This window comes from Olivibacter sp. 47 (assembly GCF_030372825.1).
GTDB lineage: Bacteria > Bacteroidota > Bacteroidia > Sphingobacteriales > Sphingobacteriaceae > Olivibacter > Olivibacter oleidegradans.
Window position 1 is genome coordinate 3,660,632 of record NZ_JAUCNR010000001.1, and the last position, 21,106, is coordinate 3,681,737.

The 21,106-nt window shown below is 40.5% G+C and carries 17 protein-coding genes; 9 read left to right on the forward strand and 8 right to left on the reverse strand.

The window, feature by feature from the left end; translation table 11 throughout:
- Window positions 1–69: 69 nt before the first annotated feature.
- Entirely contained in the window at window positions 70–522 is a 453-nt protein-coding gene (locus QT327_RS16040) for a VOC family protein (protein ID WP_013667354.1), read from the forward strand.
- A gap of 356 nt (window positions 523–878) precedes the next feature.
- On the opposite strand, the gene QT327_RS16045 is transcribed toward QT327_RS16040, so the two are convergent.
- Both QT327_RS16045 and mnmL read right to left on the reverse strand, forming a co-directional pair.
- Window positions 879–2,303, reverse strand: a complete 1,425-nt coding sequence (locus tag QT327_RS16045; RefSeq protein ID WP_130855708.1) for a sugar MFS transporter — start codon at window positions 2,301–2,303, stop codon at window positions 879–881.
- Window positions 2,304–2,407: 104 nt separating this feature from the next.
- Window positions 2,408–3,379 (reverse strand): tRNA modification radical SAM protein MnmL/YtqA, encoded by a 972-nt coding sequence (gene mnmL, locus QT327_RS16050; protein WP_289553340.1) that lies wholly within the window; start codon window positions 3,377–3,379, stop codon window positions 2,408–2,410.
- A gap of 204 nt (window positions 3,380–3,583) precedes the next feature.
- Here mnmL and QT327_RS16055 point away from each other — a divergent pair, with 204 nt between their 5' ends.
- Both QT327_RS16055 and QT327_RS16060 read left to right on the forward strand, forming a co-directional pair.
- The gene (locus QT327_RS16055) at window positions 3,584–3,757 is read left to right on the forward strand and encodes a hypothetical protein (RefSeq protein WP_013667357.1); all 174 of its coding nucleotides are present in this window, start codon (window positions 3,584–3,586) and stop codon (window positions 3,755–3,757) included.
- 87 nt (window positions 3,758–3,844) lie between these two features.
- Window positions 3,845–4,654, forward strand: a complete 810-nt coding sequence (locus QT327_RS16060) for a Rossmann-fold NAD(P)-binding domain-containing protein (protein WP_289553341.1) — start codon at window positions 3,845–3,847, stop codon at window positions 4,652–4,654.
- Here the strand turns inward: QT327_RS16060 and QT327_RS16065 are convergent.
- The 4 genes from QT327_RS16065 to nagA all read right to left on the reverse strand — a co-directional run bounded on the left by QT327_RS16065 (window position 4,651) and on the right by nagA (window position 9,382).
- Window positions 4,651–5,535: an alkaline phosphatase family protein gene (locus QT327_RS16065; protein WP_289553342.1), complete on the reverse strand. Its 885-nt coding sequence runs from the start codon at window positions 5,533–5,535 to the stop codon at window positions 4,651–4,653. The two genes, QT327_RS16060 and QT327_RS16065, sit on opposite strands and share 4 nt — an antisense overlap.
- 165 nt (window positions 5,536–5,700) lie before the next feature.
- Window positions 5,701–6,702, reverse strand: coding sequence for an acyl-ACP desaturase (locus tag QT327_RS16070; protein WP_130855705.1), 1,002 nt, complete (start codon window positions 6,700–6,702; stop codon window positions 5,701–5,703).
- Window positions 6,703–6,909: 207 nt separating this feature from the next.
- Window positions 6,910–8,196, reverse strand: coding sequence for a PepSY-associated TM helix domain-containing protein (locus QT327_RS16075; RefSeq protein WP_289553343.1), 1,287 nt, complete (start codon window positions 8,194–8,196; stop codon window positions 6,910–6,912).
- Window positions 8,197–8,278: 82 nt separating this feature from the next.
- Complete coding sequence (gene nagA, locus QT327_RS16080; RefSeq protein ID WP_289553344.1) at window positions 8,279–9,382, reverse strand: N-acetylglucosamine-6-phosphate deacetylase; 1,104 nt, start codon at window positions 9,380–9,382, stop codon at window positions 8,279–8,281.
- 135 nt (window positions 9,383–9,517) lie between these two features.
- Between nagA and QT327_RS16085 the strand changes: the two genes are divergently transcribed.
- From QT327_RS16085 to QT327_RS16100, 4 genes are read left to right on the forward strand one after another with little or no spacing between them, the layout of a single operon-like run.
- Entirely contained in the window at window positions 9,518–10,315 is a 798-nt protein-coding gene (locus QT327_RS16085; RefSeq protein WP_289553345.1) for an N-formylglutamate amidohydrolase, read from the forward strand.
- A gap of 4 nt (window positions 10,316–10,319) precedes the next feature.
- Entirely contained in the window at window positions 10,320–12,164 is a 1,845-nt protein-coding gene (locus QT327_RS16090; RefSeq protein WP_289553346.1) for a peptidase MATCAP family protein, read from the forward strand.
- 51 nt (window positions 12,165–12,215) lie between these two features.
- Window positions 12,216–13,217 (forward strand): glutathione synthetase, encoded by a 1,002-nt coding sequence (locus QT327_RS16095; protein ID WP_013667364.1) that lies wholly within the window; start codon window positions 12,216–12,218, stop codon window positions 13,215–13,217.
- A 1-nt stretch (window position 13,218) separates the two neighbouring features.
- Entirely contained in the window at window positions 13,219–14,307 is a 1,089-nt protein-coding gene (locus QT327_RS16100; RefSeq protein ID WP_130855699.1) for a flavin reductase family protein, read from the forward strand.
- A 388-nt stretch (window positions 14,308–14,695) separates the two neighbouring features.
- Here QT327_RS16100 and QT327_RS16105 read toward each other — a convergent pair whose 3' ends face one another.
- On the reverse strand, window positions 14,696–15,556 hold the full coding sequence (locus QT327_RS16105) for a hypothetical protein (RefSeq protein ID WP_289553348.1): 861 nt from the start codon (window positions 15,554–15,556) through the stop codon (window positions 14,696–14,698).
- 387 nt (window positions 15,557–15,943) lie between these two features.
- Between QT327_RS16105 and QT327_RS16110 the strand changes: the two genes are divergently transcribed.
- Window positions 15,944–17,926 (forward strand): tetratricopeptide repeat-containing sensor histidine kinase, encoded by a 1,983-nt coding sequence (locus QT327_RS16110; RefSeq protein ID WP_289553349.1) that lies wholly within the window; start codon window positions 15,944–15,946, stop codon window positions 17,924–17,926.
- Window positions 17,923–18,495, forward strand: coding sequence for a response regulator transcription factor (locus QT327_RS16115; RefSeq protein WP_289553351.1), 573 nt, complete (start codon window positions 17,923–17,925; stop codon window positions 18,493–18,495). Before QT327_RS16110 ends, QT327_RS16115 begins: the two co-directional genes overlap by 4 nt.
- Before the next feature lie 126 nt (window positions 18,496–18,621).
- Here the strand turns inward: QT327_RS16115 and pbpC are convergent, their stop codons facing one another.
- The gene (pbpC, locus tag QT327_RS16120) at window positions 18,622–20,985 is read right to left on the reverse strand and encodes a penicillin-binding protein 1C (RefSeq protein WP_289553352.1); all 2,364 of its coding nucleotides are present in this window, start codon (window positions 20,983–20,985) and stop codon (window positions 18,622–18,624) included.
- Window positions 20,986–21,106 lie beyond the last annotated feature (121 nt).

Here is a 21,106-nt window from a genome sequence, read left to right on the forward strand (position 1 = left end):
GGTCCGACTCGCTATACATTGAAGGCTATTTACTAACGAATTTTTGGCCTTGCATTTAGAAAATTTAACATGAAAATTACTGGAATTCTATTGACAAGCTTTTTGTTTTTTGGGGCAAGTATGTTGCAAGCCCAAGAAAAGAACACGCTAAAGTTGAATCATATCGCGGTATACGTAGAGAACCTACAAAAGAGTACTGCTTTCTATAAAAATGTCTTGCAACTTACCGAGATTCCTGAACCCTTCCATGATGGCCTACATACTTGGTTTACCTTAGGCCAAGCCGGAAGTTTACATCTTATTCAAGGTGCTAAAGGAGGCGTGGAACGAGAAAAGAATGATCACCTATGTTTTAGTACAAATGATATAGACAAATTTATTCACAACCTGGAAAGTCATCAAATCAGTTATTTCGACTGGCCCGGAAACAAAGGCAAAGTTACAACGAGGGTAGATGGTATCCATCAGATATATTTTCAGGATCCGGACGGGCATTGGATAGAAATTAACGATGAACAATAAACCGATTTGTGAGTAAGTTAAGTCGGTAATACGTTAAGTAGTTAAATAGTCAGGTTGTTGAGAAGTTAAAGACTACTCGTCGTTTCTTCTTGCCATAAGGACGTAGGAACGTCATCGTAAAGTCGATAATACGTTAAGTAGTTAAGTAGTTAAATAGTCAGGTAGTTGAGAAATTAAAGACTACTCGTCGTTTCTTCTTGCCATAAGGACGTCATCATAAAGTCGGTAATACGTTAATTAGTTAAATGGTCAGACATTAAGATCATGACCATTCAACTAGGCCTGTGCCGCTGCTGCTACTAATTCACTACTCAACTACTCCCCTACTCAACGACTTTATTAGACGATTCAATCGGTTAATGCCCACCTGCCACAGGCCCTGTTTGCTCGACATGCTTAAGCTTTTTTGAACAGTAGATACCGAAACCAAAAATGTAAACATAACAAACGACCGGTAAAATCAATGAAAGTTGAACACCTAATTGGTCTGCTAATGCGCCTTGAATTACAGGAACAATGGCACCACCTAAAATAGCCATAACCAATAGCGAAGACCCTTGGCTTGTATATTTACCAAGGCCCGCGATTGATAAGGTATATATATTAGAGAACATGATCGAATTGAATATACCAATTCCTAAAATCGAATACATCGCATAAGCGCCTGTATTTACAATACTGGAAATCAGCAACAAAACATTAATGCCGGCGAATATAGCTAAAGTACGTGCCGGAGCTGCCTTTCCAATTAAAAAACCAAGCAAATTCAACACTATGAATACGAGGAAGAAGCTTACTTGCGAAAAGGTCAGATCGACTAAACTAAAAATTAACAGAAATACAAGCGTTGCCATTCCTACCATATAAATAAGTTTCTTGCCGAAATCGATATTGTGGTTAAGATAGATAGCGCCTAAGAATCGGCCAATCATTGCCCCTCCCCAATAAAGTGAAAGATAGTTTTTACTTATAGATTCGGTAAAGCCCATAATCTGCTCTTGCTCAAGGAAACTGATGATAAAACTGCCGATGGCTACCTCCGCACCTACATAACAAAAAATTCCGAGGACACCTAAACGCAAATGTGTAAATTTTAATGCACCTAATCCTTTAACATCTTTTTCTTCATCACTTGACTCAAAAGAAGGCAGCTTAACGGTCGAGATAAAGACGGCTACCAATAATAAAATTATAGCGAAAATAAGGTAAGGAATACGAGTAGCTTGCGGACTAATGGAGTCACCATCTGCAAAAAACTCAAATATAAGATGTCCTCCTAATACAGGGGCAATGGTAGTCCCCAGCGCATTAAAAGCCTGTGTCATATTGAGTCTGCTAGAAGCACCATCTTCGGGGCCTAACAAAGAAACATACGCATTCGCGGTAATCTGTAATATAGTAAAACCCAAACCCAATACAAAGAGCGCCGTTAAAAACAATCCATATAACGAGGTAGTAGCTGCGGGCCAAAACAATACACAGCCTACCGCAGACAAGATAATGCCGGCGATAATAGATTTTTTATAACCGATTTTGTTCACGGGATCACCCCACTTGGAAGACACGACAAAATAAATCAATGAGCCAATAAAATAAGCACCAAAAAAACAGAATTGCACCAGCATGGATTCAAAAAAACTCAAGCTAAACAACTGCTTTAAATAGGGTATTAAGATATCATTCATGCAGGTTATAAATCCCCACATAAAAAATAATATCGTTAATGTAATCAGTGGCACCACATAGCGCTGGCCGGAGGAAGGGGTTTGGATATTACTCATGAATAGTACGTTTAATATAGTTTTTTCCAATACGCATTGAAAGTATGCTACGAATATACATTTTTGGATTTTAAAAACAATTGAATTAATGCGAATAAATCGATTTAAAACGTATTAGCAGTGTTTTGAACAGGTATGAATCGAGATCCCTGTACCGCCTCCCTTTTTTCCAGCTGTTTGTCGATGTAGGTCTGGATACTTGATTTACCAAGTCCCCAATTAGGCGCAATAAGCAGCTCTTGATCAGCCAGCCCAAAAAGGCGCTGTATAATAATATCAGGACGCAATAGCGGAATAAATTCACAGAGAAAATCGGTGTAAGATTCCAAGCTAAAGAGTGGAAAGGGGTTGCGTTTATACTGAACACCCATAATGGATCCTTCCACAATGTGCAGGTGATGTAATTTCACAAATTTGATTTGCGGAAACCGGTTAATTTCGTCAGCATACTTTAGCATCATCTCTTTTGATTCCCAGGGAAAACCAAAGATGGTGTGAACGCAAATATCAAGTGGGCTATTTTGTACCAGATTGAGTGCCACTTCGAGCTCTTCATGCGAACATCCCCGATTGATTCGGTTTAATGTATCATTATAGATCGATTCCATGCCCATCTCTAAATCCACATCAAACCTATCGGTATAACTTTCCAACAATGCAACCTTCTCAAAATCTATGCAATCCGGCCGCGTACCTACCGATAATCCTACTACATTTTCCGGTGCAATACTCAAAGCTTCATCATACATGGCTTTCAAATAATGAACAGGGGCGTAGGTATTTGTATTCGGCTGAAAATAAATGACAAATTTCTCAGCGCCGTAACCCTTGATGGCTCGTTCAATCCCTTGTTCTACCTGCTCGCGAATTGTCGGCATCTTTCGGGCGCTTTCCGGGGTAAAGGAATCAACATTGCAATAAGAACAACCACCAAATCCTTTACTCCCATCACGATTAGGGCAAGTAAAATTACCGTCGACGATAATTTTAAAAACGCGCTTATCATCATATTTCTTTTTAAGATATGCGCCATAATGATTGTAAGGCTTTATTCCCGAATCTAATAGAGTTCCCATAATAAACGCAAAGGTAGTTATTTCATGTGTAAATAAATCGTTTTTCTATCAGACCTCGATCCGGGAAAGGAAATGTCAACAATCTAAACTTTTCATAATACGGGGCAGCCTTTCTCGGATATTTCACTTTGTAATAAACAATTATACCGGCTGCCTGTTACTTAAAAACAAATCAGGTTAAACGTCAAAAGAAAGGAGCTTAACATGAAGTCAGGACAAAAATCAGCCACGCAAAAGACCCCATTTGTAGGAACGACAACAGCTGACAAGTCTTTCAAAGATCAAAAAGTATTAAAACGTCATCAAGGCTTGCCAAACGCAGGCGCCCGCTCGGCCGATTCAGGCGCCCGAACGGATAATGAGAAAAACAAGAACTGACAACGATATGATTCGATAAGATCATTACTTTGAACCTTTATTTTTACTTTTACCGACAAGGTATTAATAAAGTTTCAAATACGTTATATGTTCCGAAGAAAGAAAGCGCTCATCATCGGTTGTGGATGGGTTGGATTTCGGTTTGCCCAAAAGCTACTGACATTAAATTTTGAAGTAACCGCCACCACAACCTCTGAGCACAAAATAAATGCGTTGGAGGCTGAAGGTATTTCCCCCCTACTGCTAGATTTTAATTTCGAAACTGATTCAGAAACAGTAGCTGTTATTAGTAGTCTACATTATGATCTTGTACTCGTAAGTGTGCCCGCTAAAAAACGTGAGCATCAGCAGACCTGTCTAATGAAATTTGAGCGCCTGGCTAAGTTTCTTCAAAAGATCCAAGCAAAATCGATCATTTATTTAAGCTCTGTTGGTATTTATCCGAGTGCACCTTATCTCATCAATGAGACAAATATTCCAAATTCATCACTCGATCCCAAACTGTTCCAAACAGAGCAGACGCTCGCGATGCGGGTTAATAAGCTGAATATTTTGCGCCTAGGCGGTATATTTGGCGATAACCGCATTCCCGGCAAACACTTCAGCGCTAAAGTATGCGAAGTTGGCAACCAATTTGCAAATTATATCCACCTAGATGATATCATGGCAATCATTTTATGCTTGTATCATCAACGTATCGAAGGCCAACTCTTTAATGCAGTCTCACCACTCCATCCAAGTAAAAAAGAAATCACACTACAAATGGCGGAGAAATATGGCTTCGCACCTCCGAGTTCGTTCGAAAACGTTTCATTTGATAAAAAGGTCATTTCTCCCGCAAAATTAATCTCTGATTTAAACTACCAATTTATATACGAAAACCCGTTGGACTACTAGTCAAATGCTTCCTTGACGGCTTTCCCACGCCAAACAGCAGGCTCCTCCAGTCCAAGTATCCAGGCTATGGTTGAGGCCGTGTCGTAGGTTATGATGGGACTAGATAACTCGTGTCCTTTTTTAACGCCTACACCATGAATGATCCAAGGTATTTGAACCTCATCCAATGATTTTCCACCATGTCCCTTATCTTTACCGCCGTGGTCTGCAGAAACTATTATAATCGTTTCATCAGCAATACCAGCTTTCTGTACCGCCGTTACAATAGCTCCTATTCGCTCATCTACCTTATGAAGCGCTTTGTAATAAGCCGGTGTGCGATGGCCTATATTATGTCCCGTGTGATCCGGTTCGTCAAAATGAATAAAGGTAAATAGGGGCTTGTTTTCCGTAATTGTCTTTACGGCTTCTTTCAAACAAAGTTCTTCGTCGTCGTTCGCAGGAAACGCCCTGCTTATGGCAGCCTTTTCAATCAAATAACCAATTCCCGGCCAGCTATATACAGCAGCGGTATATTCATTAGGCCGTTGATCTCGAATGATGCTGAAAATACTTGGGAATAGTTTATAGCGTGTGGTATAAATTGAAGGGATTTCCGGTGTTTTGCTTCCCCACTCCGTATAGCCATGTAATGTTGGCCCTGCTCCCATTAACATAGAAGCCCAATTGACCGCGCTCGAAGAAGGCAATACTGACCTGGCTTTTAATGTCCAAGCTCCTGTTTCCATGAGCTTTTTAAGATTCGGCATATCTGCTTCCGGTAGGGCATATGCTCCAAATCCATCACATCCGATAAGAATAATATGTTTGGCTTGTTTCACTTGCGCATTCAGCGCAAATACAGAGAACAATAGATGCGTTAAAATGATTAGTTTCTTCATCTGAATATTTGATATAATTCGAACGACTAAACTAATGTTTTAACATTAACAAACAAAGTTTATAAATACCAAAAATAAACGCAATCGATTGCCCAATTTCAACAAATAAAAGGGGATCTAAAAGTATCACTTCTTAGATCCCCATCCCATATTTTACTCTTTCATTTACCTATCGCCATGAATCCACTTAAAATTGTATTGTTTCACCGGATTTTTCATCCGTTCGGCAATACGAAGCAATCGATCGGGTAAACGCATAAGGTAATCCCGAGCTTTTTCGCCGGCTTCATTCAAATTGGTCATCGCATCTACTTTCCACTCGTTCAACAGGTCTTTTAAAATATCAACATAATCAATCGCTGTGTAGACTCCCAAACGCTGTGCTGCATCGGAAAAATGCGAAAAAAGTTCTCCTTGTGGCTCCCCCGCCTCTCTTAGGAAATGCGCCGGCATCACAATTTTCTTTTTCATCATATCTTCAAATGCAACCAATACTTCACTGGCATCAACCTCAGCTGCTTTGGAAATAAATGACATATAAGCTTTTGCATGGCGCGCCTCGTCCGAAGCAATAACACCACACATCTTTGCCAGTAGTTTATCGCCTGCTTGTTTCGCTAAACCGGCCACTCTTCGATGCGAGACGTTGGTGGCCAGCTCCTGAAACGAGGTATAAATAAAGTTTCTATAAGGATCCCGACCGGTACCAATATCAAAGCCATCCTGTAACAGATATTGAACCGAAATCTCGAATTGTTTCATGTCGACTCTTCCGGATAAGTATATATATTTGTTCAGGAGATCCCCATGCCTGTTTTCCTCTGCTGTCCATGCCCGAACCCATTTCATCCACCCACCCTGCTCGTGTTTTTCAACATCTTCCACCATAGTCAACCATGATTCGTAGGTTGGCAAAGCCTCCTCTGTAACTGTATCACCAATTAAAACGGCAACTAAATCATAAGGTAGTTCCTTTGCGCTATCTTGTAGATCCTTAACTTCTTGAAAAAAAGTATCTCGCGATGCGTCGGGTAAAAAATCAGCCGGCTGCCACATTTCCTCAACGGGCTTCAAATATTCACTCATTTCGTTGAGCATAAACGGCTCAAGATAGGTCATTACTTCTTTTCTCGATCCCTCGTGTATCGGTTGCATGGTATTTTCCATATAGAAAACAAATATACACATATGGATATAAAATAACGATTAGCGATTTATACCCATTTTTTTCTTCATTGCTTTCCTAGCAACAAATGCTTTAGTATCAGTGTTTTAAAAACTCCATTAATTTTTTAGTAAAAGTTGTGCAGTGACGAAAATTTATTTTCCCGCTAATCAATAACGTACCTCAGTATTTAGATCCTTTATTGATATTCACGCCGGCTTATAAGGTCTGGGAATAGGTCGCTTTTGACCCCGTTCGGGCATAAGCTTCTCACTTAGTTCGATGCTTGAAATAGACCTCTGTATTTCACGCGGTATTCGCTTCTTCGTTTTCTTTTTTCGCTTTCCCCACCAAATGATAAAGCCTGTAATTGGCAGACTAGCGCCGATCAGGGATGCAAAGAAGGCAATGACTTTTCCTGTCAATCCCAAAATAGAGCCGACATGGATATCATAATTCATTTTGCGAAGTTTTACGCCAAACGAGGACGTAGCGAAGTTTGCTCCGTATACCTCATGCCGGGGAAGCTGTTTTAATGTGTGCTGGTCAAAGCTATAGGCAATATGGTTATAGTACTGCCCTGCACTCGGATAAATAGTCACATTAATGGTAGATTTAGGTTTTGTTGAATCCGGAAAGCTATAATAAAATCCTTCCGCTCGCGAATGTTCACTAATTACTCTGCTCCATACAATATCCATTGCATTTTTGCCTGTAAAATGTTTCCCCATCTGAAGCGAGTCCGACTCAAGACGCGCAAAATCGGGTAACGAATTTCCTCCTGAAGTTGTCCAATACAAGCCTTTGCTAAACCATTGTATACCGTACACCATGCCGGTACAAGCAATTGCGAAAACAATTAACAATGAATAAAAGCCCAGTACATTGTGTAAATCATAGTTAACCCGTTTAAACGAACCTTTCCATTTAATAAAAAAGCTCTTCGCTCGTGCGCTCTTTGTCCATTTCGCCGGCCACCAAAGTACCATCCCCGTTATAAGAGTAATAACGAATACCAATGTACTGTAATTCACAATTGGGCGACCAATTTCATAAGGTAACCACAAAAAGCGGTGACCATTTAATATAAATCGAAAGAAATCAACTTCCCCCTCTTTTCTTTCACTTACGCTGATAATTTTACCGGTATAAGGGTTCAAACGCAGCGACGTACCCCCGCGACGCGCCTCTCCCATCCCTACATAAATGGCTCGGCCTTGCTGATAAGTTGCATAGGAGACCTTTTTATCCGGAAACTTTGCTGTGGCTATGCGTTGAATCTGAGACGGAGTCAGCACAGGAGCTGCTTGGTGAGTAACGCGCGTTTCCGGTTCAAGGATATAAGCCGTTATCTCATCCTGGAAAACCCAAATGCAACCGGTTAGGCATACAATTATCATCACAATACCCGTGATAAGCCCTAACCAAAGATGAAGCCAGGCTGCTATTCTGTAAAAAAGTGATCGTGATGCGGATTTCCTTACCTTTGTGCTCATTTTAATTGATTAAGAGCTCAAAGATAATGTTATTTAGATTTATTAAAAATAATATCTATAAAATATCTTGCTTTCCCGAATTTTAGCCTTTTAAAACCCGGGCATTTTTTAATTCAGCATCAAAACACGTAAATCGAGCAGGGTAACCGAGCGCTATTTTTCCAATACGATCATGAAGGCCTATAGCTTCCGCAGGGCGACGGCTTGCCATTTCAATAGCTTCTTGTACAGATACACCCAGCTCTTTAATTGCATTTTGGACTGCATCCATGAGAGATATATTGGCTCCTGCAAGATTTCCTTCACTATTTACATATTCTCCATTAATTAATGTTGCATCAAATTCTTCCCACTGAAAACGGGCTTTCTTTTTTCCAAGGAATAAGGCATCTGAAATCAAAAAGAGTTTATCTCGCTTTAATTTATAAGCGATTGTGGCTGCTGAAAAGTCAACATGTTTTCCATCGAGCACAAGGGGAGCATAGATGCGTTCATCGGATAAGACAGCTCCTACCAGTCCGGGGTTCCGATGCTGGAAAGGGGACATTGCGTTAAACAAATGCGTCACCTGGGTAATTCCCAGATTAAAAGCGTTTCTTGCTTCTTCAAATGAGGCATTACTATGCCCCAAAGCCAATGCAATTCCAGAATCCTGCAAGAGAGCGAGTAGATGGTCGTCAAACATTTCCGGTGCAATCGTCATCTGTAAGATAATGCCTTTTCCATATCTCACTATTTCCTCAACCATCGCTCTTTCGGGTTTTTTAATATATTTCAACAGGTGTGCACCTCTCTTTATCGGATTAATAAAAGGGCCTTCCAAATGCATTCCCAAAATGGCGGATTGTGGATACTTTTCTATGTATTTTCTAACAGCGTCAATGCCTGCTAAGATGTTATCGATGGAAGAAGTAATAAGGGTTGGCAATACAAACGCCGTACCATCAGTCAAACACGCCTCTTCAATATCTGATAAACACTGCTCATTCGGATGGGCTGTAAAATGGTAGCTCGCCCCTCCATTTACCTGAATATCAAAAAATCCCGGAGCTATATGCGCTACCCTTTCGTCCGCAGTGCCGGCATTTCCTCGATTTATTCCTACAATTAAACCTTTTTCGCAAGTAATCAGTTGATCCGTCAATACCGTTTCACCTGTATAGACTCGATTCGCAAATATTTTCATATAATGATTTCTCTTTTTTATGGATCTTATACAACCTATCGTTCCTAAAGGAATAGGCTAAAGGTAATGGTTTTAAACGATAAGAAAGCAAAGTGAAACAATGCTTTCTTTTACCTGTTATTCCCCTAAATTATTATGGAGTCTAAAATTCATATATACAGAGCTAAAAGTCCGATCATTGCCACAGCCATTCATGACGGGCATAGTATAGCGCCGTCGCTCCGGTCTAATATGCTTTTATCTGAACACGAACGCATGCGCGAAGAAGACCCCTATACCGCAGAGATGATAAATTTTCCGGTTAATCGAGTCGTTGTTGACAATTCACGCTTTATGGTGGACCTGAATAGGCCGAGGGACCGTGCCATCTACCGCTCACCTAATGATGCCTGGGGGCTAGCTGTATGGGCAACGAAGCTTACACAAGAACAGGAAGAGGAAATATTAACTTTTTACGATACATTTTATTTAGAGGTAAAGAAGGTACTGCTCGATCTTATTCAAAGCTACGGATATTTCATTGTTCTAGACGTTCATAGCTACAACCACAGAAGAAAAGATCCTTATATAGAAGCTATATCCAGCGAAAATCCGGAAATAAATATTGGAACGGCCAACAACATTTCTAAATGGAGGCCGATAATAGACACATTTATTGATTCCCTTTCAAAAACAACAATTGATGACCATTTTCCGGACGTTAGAGAGAACATAAAGTTTAAAGGTGGCACATTTTCCAACTGGATATGCTCTCAATATAGCAAATTTGGCTGTGTACTATCCGTGGAGTTTAAAAAGACTTTCATGGACGAGTGGACAGGTCGCGTCAACATAAGCCATTTGATGGACATACAACGCGCTTTACAAGCCAGCATCCTGCCTCTGGAAACCGAACTAAAGAAGTTATACCAAACAGCCTCAACAGATAAATGATCATATGGAGAAAAAGCAAGAAAAGGTTTTGAATCAGATTCAGGACAAGTTGAAAAAAGGTGAACCGATTAGACTTTCCTTACCGGACAAAGGCATACTCAAGATAGACAAACCCGTTCCTTTTCTCCTGGTATACCGTGTTCCTAAAAAGGGCAAAGACAACTTTGCTTATAACCTTGCTAAAACCGAATCATCCTATTTAATTACGTCCGACTATGAAGGAAGCGGTCTGACTGAGCTCTTGAAACTCATCTCTGCATATTTAGCAGACCAATTCGGTGGTTTCATGCTCGTAGAGATCTGGCATCAAGCCAAACTGGACGATAAAGCCTTTACAATAAGGGTCAACCAAAAAGGGACGTTGAGTATGGCGACAAAATTGACTGAAGAACTGAATGCACTACGAATAGGTAATCAAAAAATCACGGCGTCACTCGATAAACAAAAAACGGCTGTTGCTCCCCCGGGACGTTCGCCACTCATTGACAAAAATGTAGCTAAACAATCTGAAATTGTATTAGTCGGTGTGGAAATAGCACCTGTTTACAACGATGTTAAAACCGGCAAGCCCTATCCCTTGTTTATGCGCGAATTACGAGCCGCTTTTGGTAAATCGCTACGCAAAAGCCTATTTGAGTTCGTTCGCACAAATACCTCATATAATGCAACTCACTTTGAAATGCTCGGCACGACAGTGTTAGACGACAAAGTTTGGGAAATTGATAATGAGTTGGCAGAATACAGTAATCTTTTTGATTTTCTCCTGTTAGTGACGCCTATTAACACCATGGATGCATGGAAAAATTTTGCAGAAAATAAGTATCTAAAAGCACCCGTTTTTCATTATCGGCCGATGCCGATAGAGCCTGAGTTGATCAAGCGTAAAATATACAACTTACCTATTGAGGATATTTCTGATCCCACTATCGCCTTCCTTTTCCGGGATAAACGAAAAGAGATAGATCGGATGCTGAATATGATGTTAGAGCGGGAAAAACCGGATTTTATGCACAGTAGCTTACAAATATTCGGCAATATAGACGAACATCTTTTGGATGTTGCTCGCGCCATCCTTGTTGCCGCCGAGCCAAATTACGAGCAAGAAAATCAAGATTTATTAAACGCCTGGGAATTCGCACAAATGGCTGAAAATGAACTAATATGGCTTAAAAAACAGGACGCATCCATCTTAACCGCCGTACGCGTACGCGACGATGTTGATGGAGTCATGGTCTCACGTGGCATACTGAACATCAATAAAAGTTACCAAATTTCGAAGCAACGGGCCTTTGCCCTCATTCAGCATGAAATTGGAACACATGTGGTCACATATTATAACGGCAAAGCGCAACCACTCAAACTCTTCTATATAGGCGTGCCGGGTTATGAACAGCTGCAAGAGGGATTGGCCGTCTTTTCAGAATACTTGTGTGGCGGATTAACCAATCAACGCATGCGTATTCTTGCAGCTCGCGTAGTAGCTGTCAATTCCATGATAACAGGGAATTCATTTGTTGATACCTTTTTTCTGTTAACCGACAAATATCTTTTTACTCCTGAGGCCGCTTTTCATATTACGATGCGTGTATATCGCGGCGGCGGGCTCACTAAAGACGCCGTCTATTTAAAAGGGTTGCTTAATCTAATCGAGTATATCAAACAAGGTAATGACATTGCACCTTTGCTCATTGGCAAAATTCGCCAGGATTACATACCCGTTATTAACGAATTGACATTTAGAGGTTTATTATCAAAAATACCGATCAAACCTCGCTACTTGAGTCGTCCGTATCTAAAGCATATTGAGACAATTAAAAAAGGGGGAAATATTTTCACCATGCTAAACTAAAGAACATCATTCCTGTTATCTTAAAAAATCAATGCCTTAAAACTATTACTGATGAAAATCGCATTTATTGTGAACCAACTAATGAAGGAAACTGCTGTATACACAACAACAGGATTGGCCTTACAAGCCCATAAAATGGGGCACGAAGTTTATTATCTGGGCGTGGGTGATCTTGCTTATTTTAGCGACGAGCAAATGGGTGGACTTGCACGGAAGGTACCCTCTAAACAATTTCGTTCGCCTGACACCTTCTTACAAGCCATTAAAGAGAGCGAGAAAATTCAGATAAAAGCAGCTGATCTTGACGTGCTACTATTAAGAAATGATCCTTCCGCTGATATCGACAAACGTCCCTGGGCACAAAACGCGGGCATAGTATTTGGCCAATTAGCGCAAAAGCAAGGCGTTTTGGTCTTAAATGACCCCACTAGCTTGTCACAGGCATCCAACAAAATGTACTTCCAGTATTTTCCAAGGGAAGTGCGTCCGGAAACTATTATAACCAGAAGTGTAGCGGATATCGAGGCATTTTATAAGGCCAACGGTAATAAAATTATTCTAAAACCACTTCAAGGATCCGGAGGGAGGAACGTGTTTCTTATCAATAAACAAGAAGTGAAAAACTTAAATCAAATTGTCGATGCCATTTGTCGCGACGGATTTGTTGTTGCGCAAGAATATCTTCCCGCAGCAAAAAACGGCGATATCCGTTTGTTTTTGCTGGACGGTGACCCAATTGTAGTAAATGGCCACTACGCCGCCATTCATCGTCAACAAAAAAAAGGCGAAATCAGAAGTAACATACATCAGGGCGGTACCGCAGGTAAAGCGAGGATGACAAAGAGAATTAAAGAAATTGTAGAACTGGTAGGGCCCAAGCTTAAAAAGGACGGCATGTTCCTAACCGGTTTGGATGTGGTGGGCGATAAGCTAATGGAAGTAAATGTCTTTAGCCCCGGCGGTTTAGTGCATGCTTGTGAATTGTATGATGCCGACTTCTATACTCCCGTCATAAAGGCCATCGAGGATAAAGTTAGGATTCGAAAGGAATAGTTTGTTCAACAGAAAGGATTTGCTATCTTGGGTGGATAAGAAGGTTATGGACAATCTTTCGATCGTTTTACGCATAAAATCTATTAAAACAGAAGCGCCTGACACGAAGTCTTTCGTTTTGGAATCAGTGGAAAGTAAGCCGCTTGTTTATAAATCAGGCCAATTTTTGACATTATTATTTAAGCACAACAATGGTGAAGAAGTAAGGAGAAGTTATTCAATCAGCTCATCCCCTCTTTTGAGCGAACCGCTCACGATAACGGTAAAAAAAATACCAAATGGCGAATTCTCTCGAAAGCTGGTAGACCATGCGAAAGAGGGGGATCTACTTAATAGCATCGGTGCCAGCGGCCTTTTTGTTCTACCGGATTCTTATGACCGTCATCTGCTTTTTTGTTTTTTAGCTGCCGGCAGTGGTATTACGCCTATATTTTCCCAGATTAAATCTATTCTTTACGGATCAGAAAACAGTGTCATTTTAATTTATAGTAATAAGAACGCGTTTTCAACCATATTTTTGAACGAAATTTTGCGATTGAAAGACGTGTTTAAAGAGCGTTTTATGCTCGAATTACTTTTTAGCGAATCAGCTCCGTTAACAGAGGGTAGGCTGAGCCAAGGCGTTTTGGATCAACTGGCGCAAAAGTACAACCTTTATAAGGATGATCATATTCTTTTTTATCTATGTGGACCGAACGCTTATATGCGCATGATCAATATTAAGTTACGTGCTGAAGGTGTGCGGTCCGACCACATAAAAAAAGAACTTTTTATTGTGGACGCTCCGCTCTATCAACTGCCGGAACCACCTGAAAGGAAGGCGTATCCTGTTACCATACATTATAAGGGAGAAACTTTCACCATTCAGGTTAAATATCCTATATCCATCTTAGAAACCGCTAAAAAACATGGCAAAGCCTTACCCTATAGCTGCGAAACCGGACAATGCGGTACCTGCGCCGCAATCTGCTCTACCGGTAACGTGTGGATGCGCTATAACGAGGTTTTAGGAGAGCATGCGCTTGCTGAAGGTTACGTACTAACTTGCACGGGCTATCCTATTGGCGGCCCTGTGGAATTAACTATTTAGCAAATCACACACATATGGTTAAGCAGGTACGCGATAAAAATTAAAATTCCGCTATAACCTAAAGCCACAATTAATGCCCACCAGGCTCTGTCGCTTTTTTTAATCATTAACGATGCAATGGCTGAGACCAAAGCAATTGGTGCAGGTAATAATACACCATATACCCACAAATTTGTATTTTCAACAACAAATAAGAGAAAAAACCACAGTGCTGCGAAGGCCGACAGTGTCAACGATACATTCGCCAGCCTTTTGGTACGGTATATTGACTTCAACTGATTGTTAACGTAAGGCATATTAATTGTGTTGCGATATTCTCTATCTCAGAAGCAGATAATTTCTGAGTTTTTGCAGTTAGTATACTGCTCAACTGCAAATGCATAGCAAGTTAGTGTAATATCGGAGGCGATGTAGGAGCTGCTCCGTTCTCGTGATCGGAAAAATAGGCTGAATTTTCATCTAGATGGAGTAAACACTTAAACTGTTTTACGGGCCTTAAACGTTGAAGGATTATTCTTTTGCCATTAAGTCCTTCTACCTCAAGTTGCAGCGGAATGCGCTGATTTTCTGTAGCATCGGATAACAATGCTTCATAGTCGGAATTTAGCGTACCTTTCACAGCAAAGAATCTTTCCCCCGCACCGTCGCTCATGTAAAGACTATCCCCTTTTAGATAGGCCTCCATTTGAAAGGTATCGTAATTCGTGTCGTGATTATAATACAAATACAGGGTATTTGAAGTGGTTGCCGGCTTAAATTCATACACGTCATTTTCCACACTATTGTTGGGGGCGCTCAGGAAGAACGAAGAATGCGCTTTGGGTGTAACACTTAGCCTATTGGTCATACTAAATGTATTTTCATCTCTTAGATGTATTAGCTTCATACTATCGGGATGAAACTCAGGAAGTATCCGAAATGCAGTGCCGGTATTTTGGCTAAAATTTTTGAAGACAAATTCACTTTCCGCTAAAAGTTCTTTATCAATTCCTTCATAGACTATAAACGCATCACGATCGGCGCTCTTTGTTTCTTGGAAGAAAATCTTTTCGCCTTTCTGCTCCCATTTTCCAACAATTGTTCGATCTATTGCACCATAGCTCATAGCAAAAACAAAATGATGTTGCGGCAAGATGTATAGCTCTAAGGCAGCCTCTCTTTGTGATCCATTGTAACTACCGATAAAGGGGCTTTGTCCGTAAGCCATTCCCAGTGTTAGCGTCAGCAAGATCGTTAATTTACTTCTCATTATTTGCACTTAAAAGAATGTGACAACGGATGTTGTCACTTGCACAAAAGTAAGGTTTTAGCGAGCGTAGCAAAATAGCTGAAAATCGGGATTTCACAAACGAGTGTCTTCGAAGCAAATGTGCAGACTACAAAAAAGGCAAGTGAAGCCACTTGCCTGGTTTTTCATGTGTGTTTAATCTAATCTCGATTCAACCTTGCAAAGATATAATTTATTATGCATACATAAAATAGTTGTTTTCAGGTATTTTCCTCATTCGTACAAATGAGCCCATGTCACAGACTAAAAAAACTAGCAGAAATCATGTATTTTTATAAGCTCCCTGAAAATCGGGGTTTTACTATTTGCTTTGTTCCACTTCGTCAAAAAAACTAACTTGCCAAAAATATGAGGTCCACGGTTAGATATACGCTTTTTAGCTTGTTGATTATGACGATTGTTTTGCCCTTGCGCGGTAAACAGCAATCCCCATTAATTGACAGCTTAAAAAGAGAACTCAAAAATGCTCATTCCGATACTTTAAAAGCACGTTTATATGTTGGTATTGGCAGTCATTTAGCCTCGTCCGATAGTTCAGGTGGTTTTCAAGCCCTAAAAAAAGGGTTAAGTCTTGCCTTATCAAGCGGAGAAGACTACTACATTGCCAACGCGTATGCATCGTTGGCAAGATTCTTTCAAATTTATTATTTGCAAGATAGCGCTGAAAGCTATTATCAAAAGGCCGAGCATTTATTGCTACAGTATTCCAATGTCCGAAATCAGAAGCTACTGCTCTTTATTAAGCAGAATCACCTTACGTTAAAAATCAGTAAGGAACCGGATAAAGCCCTCAACGAAGCGCTTTCTCTCGTGCCACTGGCTTACAAAGTAGGTGATCAGGTCACCTTGGGAAATCTATATAATAATATCGGAGTCTGGTTTATGAATATCAGCCAATATGAGAAAGCGATACAGTATTTTAAGAAAAGCGTAGCCGTAAAAATAGTTGAACGCAAACAATATGCGCGATTCGCTTATTCCTACGTAAACTTAGCCGCTTGTTATTATAGAAGCGATCGAATTGACGAGATGAAACCGTACCTGGACGAAGCCAAAAATTATTTATTAAAGGCCAATGATCGTCAGGAAGTGTGGAGCTGGTATTACAACTATCGCGGACTGTACGCCTTCGAAAAGAAGCAATATCAACCGGCGGAGAAAGACTTACTAAAGGGGCTTTCTATTGCAAAAAAAGAGACCGATGCGCTTGCCCAGAGCAATATCTTAGGAACTTTGGTAAAGCTGAAGCAGGCCATGGGTGATAATCAACGAGCTTTAGCCTATGCACAGGAGAACGTTCGCCTAAATTTAAAAGGCAGCCAGTTAGGTGCATTGGATGATTTAGCTGACATCTATGAAAAAATTGGTGATTATAAGCATGCATACGAAGCTAAATCCTTATATGCGCACCTCGCCGACAGCCTAAATGAATCGGAAAAAAAGGCGAACCTGAATGAAATTGAGGAGAAATTCCAAAACGCAAATAAGCAAAAACAAATTTTACAATTACTACATGAAAACGAAGTTAAATCTTTTGCCTTGCAAAAAAATCGCCTTTATACCGGCTTATTGACGGCCACATCTCTTTTATTATTGACCTTAGCTGTCTTGTATTTTCAATCCAATCGTCATCATAAGAAGCAGTTAATACAACATAAAAAGCTACATCAACTGGAGATGGATAAGATCAGTCAGCACAACCAGATATCCTTGTTATCAGCGATGTTAAACGGGCAAGAGTCCGAGCGAACACGAATCGCACGTGATCTTCACGATGGTCTGGGAGGCTTGTTATCAGCATTAAAAATCGAACTGTCCAGTGCTTTAAAAAAGGAAAATAAACATACGAAGCTCACCGACCCTTTAAAAAAAATTGACTATGCCGTAGATGAGCTACGATTCATCTCGCAGAACTTGATGCCTGAGACGCTCTTAAAATACGGTCTTGGCGAGGCCATTAAGTCGTATTGCTCACGTATGCGAAACAAGGGAATACAACTCGTCTGCCAGATATTTCACTATAATAATGAACTAACACAGGAAAAGGAATTGATCTTATATCGAATCATGCAAGAATTGGTAACGAATGCCATTCGTCATGCAAAGGCCAGTACCATTTTTGTCCAACTCTTGAAAAGCGAAGACAAGGTAACGTTAACTGTAGAAGATAACGGGATCGGCTTTGATAAAACACTATTGGTTAAAAACAGAGCGGGCAACGGCCTTACCAATATACTTTCCCGCATCGAATATATTCAAGGCGAGCTCGATGTTCACTCGCAAATCGGCAATGGCACCACTTTCACTATAGAATGTAATATTAAATCATGATAAAGGTTATTATAATAGACGATCATCCCATCGTAATTGACGGTTTAAAGAATTTGTTCTTCACACATGAAGATATTTCCCTGATTGAGTCGTACAAATCAGGAAAAGAGGCCATAGATGCATTGAAAGGAATGGACGTAGACGTCATTCTTTTAGACATCAACCTACCTGATATGAACGGAATTAACTTATGCAGTGATTTAAAGCGAAACCATCCCGGTTTAAAAATAATAGCACTAAGTTTACACAACGAACATGCAGTAATTCGGAGCATGCTGCAGAATGGTGCCTTAGGTTATGTTATCAAGAATGCCCCTGGCGACGAAATTCTGGAAGCGATACGAACGGTTGCGCGGGGACAAAAGTATTTATGCTCTGCTACGCGTACGACAATGGCCAATGCCGAAGCCGATCAACACATAACGGTTCCACTGATAACCCGACGGGAGAAGGAAGTCTTACAGCTTATCGGTAAAGGTCTGACAACGCAGCAAGTTGCTGATCAACTTTTTATCAGTCCACATACCGTAGAGAGTCACAGAAAAAAATTGATGGAAAATTTGAAGTAAACAATATTATTTCCGTCATAAAATTAGCAACTGATTATCGTTTGCTGTAATTACTTGAGTGTTTTTTCCTTGCTTGTTAAATAGGGAAATAGTTCTTTGCGTAAAGCTTAGCACCTTAGGGCTAAGCTATTCATTAATTAACTCAATTTTCCTATTTATCTCCATACCATTTTCATCAGTTACAGTGATAAAATAGTTGCCTGATTTTAAATTTAACGGCATCTCATGAAAGGTCTCGGTAGTTCCCAGAAACTCCTTATTCACATACCAAAAGAGTTTCGTATGATCCAAGGCATGCGCTACTTTCAGAATTACAGGTTGCACAATTCCGTTAAAATCTTTTGTTAAATAGATTTTACTAGCATAATCCTTCGGATAAATGAAATCCATACGTGCTATCTGTGCTCCCAGGCAATCGGCTCGGAAGGGCGGAAGCACTTTATAATCTGCGTGTTTACTTTTATAGTACCACGCCATAACCGGTGGTAAAACAAACCAACTTTGGGTAACTAGCTGGTCAACAGCTTCGCAACTACTGTTCACGCGAAATCGGCCGGTACGGTCGAGGTGAATCAATTGATGATACGGACAGGTTTTTGTTCGTATACCATTAATCGGAATATAAGCCTTTTGTTTTGGACAATGGTCGGTTGCCAAATAACCGCTTACAGTGCACACTTCCTCTGCTATTAAGTTATCGACCGGACCGGTAAACCAAGTTGTTCTGGGCAGGAGCCGAAAGACATCAAATAATAAAGGAGCTGCACTTCCAACTCCCGTTAGAAGCGGTCGCCCTTCCCCCGTTGCATTCCCTACCCATACCCCCACCACATAGTTCTTGGTGGTACCAATAGCCCATGCATCCCTATTTCCAAAACTGGTGCCTGTTTTCCAAGCAATTTCCAAAGCCGAATCATAAAATTTCCAAGCTTCGTCGCCACTGGGCCTATTCACTTCCTTCATCGCATTATAAGTCAGCCAAATAGAGCCTGCATCCAAAACCGGTTCCTGCCTGGTTTCTTCACCAAACATCACCTGATTATTCGCATACAAATTCAATTCCGCAAATTCATCTTCACGATATTTGCTACCGATATTGTAATAATTCAAGGTAGAGGATAAGTTAGCATAAGTGCGACATAAATCCCACAGGTTGGATTCGGCTCCACCTAGAATTAAAGAAAGACCATAGTGGTCGGGATGCTTATTGATATTTTTTAACTTGAACTTCTGTAATTCTTCATAAAATTTATAGATACCATACTGTTGAAGCATTAATACCGCAGGAATATTTAGCGATCTCGCCAAAGCACTATGGGCTGGTACAGCCCCATCGTAAGTTCTATTAAAATTTTCGGGACTATATCCAGCTATCTGGGTTGGTACGTCAGCCACCAAGGTATTTGGCAGTAGCTTGCCATCATTGAGCATTGCGGCATAAAGTAGCGGTTTCAATATACTCCCGGTACTTCTTGGTGCTTCTATGATATCGACGTCCTTTTGATGCCATTTATCAGTCGGCGCATTTCCCACATAAGCCAATATGTTTCTGCTCCTGACATCAACCACTAAAACTGCCAGATTGTAAATTTCATTTTGTTTATATTGGAGATAATATTGTTTAGCCAGTTGATTAACACGTTGTTGAAGACCTAATTGCAGGCTTGTCCTTATCCGTCTTCCACGGTCTGTTTTGGTTAATTTAGCCAGTAAATGTGGAGCAATTTGCGGTAGATCATACGGTTTTTGAGGCAGTGGTTCCGCAAGAGAAAGCGTATAAGTAAGCGAGTCAATCAGTTTTTCATGATAGAGCTTATGTAAAAGATGGTTTCTTTTCTTGAGCAATAGCTGTTGATTTTTTCCCGGGTAAATAAGACCGGGAGCATTGGGAAGGACCGCTAATGTAGCGGCCTCTGCCCACGAAAGCTGGTTTGGGTCTGTTCCAAAGTAACGCCAGGAAGCCATTTCAAGTCCTACAACATTACCTCCAAAGGGGGCATGCGCACCATATAAATTCAGGATTTTATCTTTACAATACCTAAGCTCAAGTCGGGTGGCTAGAAACAGCTCAATTAGTTTTTCCCAATAAGTACGGCGCTTTCCGTTCCTTGAAAGCCTGATTACCTGTTGTGTAAGCGTACTACCTCCACGTACAATGGATTTGGCTCTAGTATTCTGAACCAGTGCCTTGAACATGGCCACTGGATTGAAGCCCGGATGGTAATAAAAATGCTGATCTTCATAATTGACAATGCACTGTTTAAACTTTTCAGGAAGCGAATCCCGCTCAGGAAAACGCCATTGTCCATCAGATGCAATCTTCGCTCCGAGGAGCTGTCCCTGTGTATCCTCAATTACGGTCACATACGGATCGTCAAAAAGCTTTCGGGGCAACGAAAAATAATAAACCAACAGGATGAATAAAATAGCTATACTCTTCTTTTTATTTTGCCCAATCCAATGCTTAACAAGTAGTAACTTTTTTTTCAACAATTCAATTTTTATTTTACGTTAAGTAGTTAAATGCTTGCGTAGTTGAGTGCGTAATTAGCCAATGTGATAATAGGCGGTCTGCAAGCCTAACGCCTATTGTCTCCATACTATTATTTTA

What these genes read in the sequence shown, in the direction of transcription:
- QT327_RS16070 (WP_130855705.1), bottom strand. Translation starts at nt 6,702, where the DNA reads ATGGAAAATACCATGCAACCGATACACGAGGGATCGAGAAAAGAAGTA.
- QT327_RS16065 (WP_289553342.1), bottom strand. Translation starts at nt 5,535, where the DNA reads ATGAAGAAACTAATCATTTTAACGCATCTATTGTTCTCTGTATTTGCG.
- QT327_RS16040 (WP_013667354.1), top strand. Translation starts at nt 70, where the DNA reads ATGAAAATTACTGGAATTCTATTGACAAGCTTTTTGTTTTTTGGGGCA.
- QT327_RS16110 (WP_289553349.1), top strand. Translation starts at nt 15,944, where the DNA reads ATGAGGTCCACGGTTAGATATACGCTTTTTAGCTTGTTGATTATGACG.
- QT327_RS16075 (WP_289553343.1), bottom strand. Translation starts at nt 8,196, where the DNA reads ATGAGCACAAAGGTAAGGAAATCCGCATCACGATCACTTTTTTACAGA.
- QT327_RS16090 (WP_289553346.1), top strand. Translation starts at nt 10,320, where the DNA reads ATGGAGAAAAAGCAAGAAAAGGTTTTGAATCAGATTCAGGACAAGTTG.
- nagA (WP_289553344.1), bottom strand. Translation starts at nt 9,382, where the DNA reads ATGAAAATATTTGCGAATCGAGTCTATACAGGTGAAACGGTATTGACG.
- QT327_RS16085 (WP_289553345.1), top strand. Translation starts at nt 9,518, where the DNA reads ATGGAGTCTAAAATTCATATATACAGAGCTAAAAGTCCGATCATTGCC.
- QT327_RS16045 (WP_130855708.1), bottom strand. Translation starts at nt 2,303, where the DNA reads ATGAGTAATATCCAAACCCCTTCCTCCGGCCAGCGCTATGTGGTGCCA.
- QT327_RS16115 (WP_289553351.1), top strand. Translation starts at nt 17,923, where the DNA reads ATGATAAAGGTTATTATAATAGACGATCATCCCATCGTAATTGACGGT.
- QT327_RS16060 (WP_289553341.1), top strand. Translation starts at nt 3,845, where the DNA reads ATGTTCCGAAGAAAGAAAGCGCTCATCATCGGTTGTGGATGGGTTGGA.
- QT327_RS16095 (WP_013667364.1), top strand. Translation starts at nt 12,216, where the DNA reads ATGAAAATCGCATTTATTGTGAACCAACTAATGAAGGAAACTGCTGTA.
- mnmL (WP_289553340.1), bottom strand. Translation starts at nt 3,379, where the DNA reads ATGGGAACTCTATTAGATTCGGGAATAAAGCCTTACAATCATTATGGC.
- QT327_RS16055 (WP_013667357.1), top strand. Translation starts at nt 3,584, where the DNA reads ATGAAGTCAGGACAAAAATCAGCCACGCAAAAGACCCCATTTGTAGGA.
- QT327_RS16105 (WP_289553348.1), bottom strand. Translation starts at nt 15,556, where the DNA reads ATGAGAAGTAAATTAACGATCTTGCTGACGCTAACACTGGGAATGGCT.